The following is a 3,799-nucleotide window of genomic DNA, read 5'->3' as shown; positions in this document are numbered from 1 at the left end:
ACGACGAGATTGTGGAATAACATCAGTCACAGCCGTTCCTATCGAAGTTGTAGCAACTGCCCAGCTGATTCCATGGAGAATACGTAAGACCACTAAAAATATAACCCCTGTTACCCAATCATAAAAATACATTGTAATTGCGAAAAATAGTAGTCCGCTTATTATAAATACCATTCGACCATATCGATCCATTAATCCTCCAACAATAGGACGAAAAATGACTGCCGATATTGTAAACACCCCAATAATAAATCCAACTTGAGATTCACTTCCACCTAATTGTTTAATAAACATAGGTAGTGTTGGCATGAGTAAATAAAAACCACTGAATAGTAATAATGCTGTAATGGTCAGCATTATATAGTTTTTTGTCCATAAACGTTCCATTGTAATGTAATCCTGCTTTCTTTCGTTTAATAAGTTGAGAATGGAAAGCTCGCATCAATTGGATCCTTACTACCCAATTGATGCGAGCTAAGCGAATAAAAAAGCAGTACCACCGCTATAAAAGTGTTGGTACTGCCATATAGAATGACAAGTGTTTTGTTAATTAAAACGTACTTGCTACTTTAATCGCTTTTTCAAGCCCTGCAGCAATAATTTCTTCTGCTTTATCTGGGAATTGGTTGTGACCTTCAATTACTATTTTTTCTATATCTTTTGCACCGAAGAAGCTCATCATACTTGCTACATATTTAACAGCCATTTCCATTGGGGCTTTTGGTCCTTCAGAATATACACCGCCACTTGCGTTTAATAATGCAATTTTCTTATTTCCAATAAGACCTACTGGACCTTCTGACGTATATTTAAATGTTTTTCCCGCGCGGTTTAAGTAATCAATATATGTGTGTAATACAGCTGGGATTGTTAAATTCCATAATGGGAAACCAAAAACAACTTTATCAGCTGCAAGGAATTGATCTAAATATTTATCAGCAACAGCTACTGCTTTTGCTTCTTCTGCTGTTAAATCCAATCCTCTACTAGACTTAAATGTGCCGTTAATCATATCTACTCCTACATATGGCAATTCCTCGTTGTATAAATCAAGCTCTACTACTGTCTCATTTGGATGAGATTCTTTATAACTTGCTAAAAAAGCATAATATAATCTCACGCTAACTGATTGATCTGCTGGACGATTGTTTGCTTTTACAAATAAAACTGTTGTCATTCGCTTTTCCTCCTGTTACTCACTCTTTGATGTTGTTATATATTTATTTAATAAAAAGGGTATTATATTGTTCTTTATAATATCTTTTTAAAACTATACTCCATGTCTCCACCTAGAGCTTCAGCTGTATCACCAGTTTCTCTGAAGTCATGTGTATGAATTTTCTCAAACTGACCAAAATTTAGTTGCTTATAAAATTCATAACAAGGGAATCCATCATGTGCACCTTCAATATCGACGGTACCATCTTTTTGGACATGTACAGTTAATAGGTAGTCAACAGGAGGTGCATATACATTTAATGGGTTGCTAGCACTTGCAGTCATCTTAAATTTGACGTCATTTGACTTCCATACAACATCAGTGCACAAAATATTTTCCGTACTAGCTTTTCCTGTTCTCTTATTAACGGAACCATCAGGAGTTTTGATTCTTTCTGTTGTTATGCCGGTATTCGCATATGTGAAAATTTCTTTTTTATAAAAATCTACAACTATTTCTTGTTCAATTCTGGAACGCATAGTATTTACAGCATATGGTGTAAATTCACGTGAGTCACCTTCGAATTGAATCACGTTTCCTGTTTGAGTATCCTTCTTAGGTTCAGTCCAAGACATTGGAATAAATACACTTGCTCTAACTTTAACGATATTAGTCATGAGACACACCTCTGCAATTCTTAATTTTATTTTGGGTAATAATAATATTGACCCATTGAGCAAAACAGATCGCAATTTCTTTCGTATAAATAATTTTGCTGCTTGTAAACTTCTATTCAATATTTATATCTAGATTGTCGTTTTAAAACTGTATTCCATTTCCCCAGCTAGTGCTGCTGGAGTGTCACCAGTTTTTCTGAAATCATGTGTATATATTAATTCAAATGGACCAAAATCTGTTTGTTTATAAAATTCATAGCAGGGGAACCCATCATGTGCACCTTCAATTTGTGCAACCCCACTTTTGTTAACGTGTATAGTTAATACATAGTCAGCTGCAGGTGCTGCTGTATTTAAAGGATTGCTGGCACTTGCACTCATTTTAAAAGAAACTTCATCAGTACCCCACACAACATTAGTGCATACAATATTTTCTGTGCTTGTTCTCCCTTTTTTATACTCGATAGAACCATCTGGATTTGTAATTTTCACAGTTACGATACAAGCATTTGCATGTGAAAAAATTTCTTTTTTATAAAAATCAATAATCACTTCTTGCTCTAATCTTGACCGCATTGTGTTTACAGCATAAGGTGTAAATTCACGTGCATCACCAGTATATTCAAAAAGTTTTCCTGTTGTAGGATCTTTAATAGGTTCTAACCAAGCATACGGGGCAAACACACTTCCTCTAATTTTCACGATGTTAGCCATGAGAAACCTCCATAATTTATTAATTTTTGTTTCGTTGAATCCCTTATTTCTCTTATAACTAATTATAGTCAATTTGATTGACTATATGCCATATAGTACAATAGAAATCAGATGTAGTCAACCATATTGACTTTATTTAAGGAGGTTTTATGTATGAGTCATCCAGTATTTAGTGAATTGGACCTTACGTCACTTTTGTCATTATCCTTTAGCGCATCAATCAATGAACTACATGACAAATTGAGTGAATTGGGATTTGGAGATATTAGACCTGTACACGGTTTTATGTTTAAATGCATCACTCCTAATGGAGCGACAGGTATAGAACTAGCCGAATATTTAGGAATTACAAAGCAAGCTGTGAGTAAAATGGTGGATTATCTTGAGAAAAGTGGTTATGTAATGCGCAAAGCTCATCCAACTGATAAGAGAGGGAAAATTATTGTTTTGACCGAAAAAGGTTGGCTAGTAGTGCAAGCAAAAGAGAAGATACTAACTGAAATGGAACAACGTTGGATTGAAAACATAGGCGATGAAAGAATGCAAATGCTCAAGGAAGATTTAACAAAGTTAGTTTATGAAGCAAATGAGGGTAAATCATCATCGAGGTTAAGACCTGTCTGGTAAATAATGAGTTTATAAAAGGGGACTAACCGTGCACCCATCAAGTTAAGATATCATAATACCCCAGAACGAAAAATCTTTGCATGTTGATCGTTTTTATCGTTTTGGGGTAACTCGTCCTTGTTAGCTTGATGGATATGGGGGCCTTCCCTCATCTCTTACAAAGCATGAATTTCTCGCATTTTTTTCACTCCTTTTCGTGCAAGAAATCCTTCAGGACACACTTTGACGCTTACATTAATAAAAGATAAATAACAAAATCAAAAGCCTCAATTATCTAAATATATATTAGATAATTGAGGCTTTTACATATCAATCTAATCCTTAAAATTTCTTTTTCTCAAACTTTTAATGTAATAACAAAGATTCCCTATAAATACAAAAAACCATATAATACACACAATCCATTTTAAAATAGAGCCTAACTTAAATCCATCCCCTAAAAAAACGACAATTATCATTGCGATACTTATTACCATCATAAATAGATAATAACTCATTTTATCGTGAGTTAATCATTTTCTTCAAAAACATTAAGAAAAGTATACATTCGAAACACTGTGAATAAAGAGGATATAATGTTTGTAACAAAAAAAGAAAAAGTTAGATCCATACTAACTTTTTT

Annotated in this window: 5 protein-coding genes; 1 reads left to right on the top strand and 4 read right to left on the bottom strand. The window is 33.9% G+C overall.

The window, feature by feature from the left end; genetic code table 11:
* From BPMYX0001_RS27640 to BPMYX0001_RS27625, 4 genes are all read right to left on the bottom strand, one after another.
* On the bottom strand, positions 1 to 387 hold a 387-nt coding region (locus BPMYX0001_RS27640), incomplete at its 3' end, for an MFS transporter (RefSeq protein WP_033799495.1).
* Between the two features lie 163 nt (positions 388 to 550).
* Entirely contained in the window at positions 551 to 1,177 is a 627-nt protein-coding gene (locus tag BPMYX0001_RS27635) for an FMN-dependent NADH-azoreductase (RefSeq protein ID WP_006097471.1), read from the bottom strand.
* 74 nt (positions 1,178 to 1,251) lie between these two features.
* On the bottom strand, positions 1,252 to 1,836 hold the full coding sequence (locus BPMYX0001_RS27630; RefSeq protein WP_006097470.1) for a DUF3238 domain-containing protein: 585 nt from the start codon (positions 1,834 to 1,836) through the stop codon (positions 1,252 to 1,254).
* 129 nt (positions 1,837 to 1,965) lie between these two features.
* Entirely contained in the window at positions 1,966 to 2,550 is a 585-nt protein-coding gene (locus BPMYX0001_RS27625) for a DUF3238 domain-containing protein (protein ID WP_006097469.1), read from the bottom strand.
* A 153-nt stretch (positions 2,551 to 2,703) separates the two neighbouring features.
* On the opposite strand from BPMYX0001_RS27625, the gene BPMYX0001_RS27620 reads away from it, so the two are divergent.
* Positions 2,704 to 3,177: a MarR family winged helix-turn-helix transcriptional regulator gene (locus tag BPMYX0001_RS27620; RefSeq protein ID WP_006097468.1), complete on the top strand. Its 474-nt coding sequence runs from the start codon at positions 2,704 to 2,706 to the stop codon at positions 3,175 to 3,177.
* The last annotated feature ends 622 nt before the right edge of the window (positions 3,178 to 3,799 follow it).

The organism is Bacillus pseudomycoides DSM 12442, from assembly GCF_000161455.1.
Taxonomy (GTDB): domain Bacteria; phylum Bacillota; class Bacilli; order Bacillales; family Bacillaceae_G; genus Bacillus_A; species Bacillus_A pseudomycoides.
This window is presented reverse-complemented; position numbering and strand designations above follow the sequence as displayed.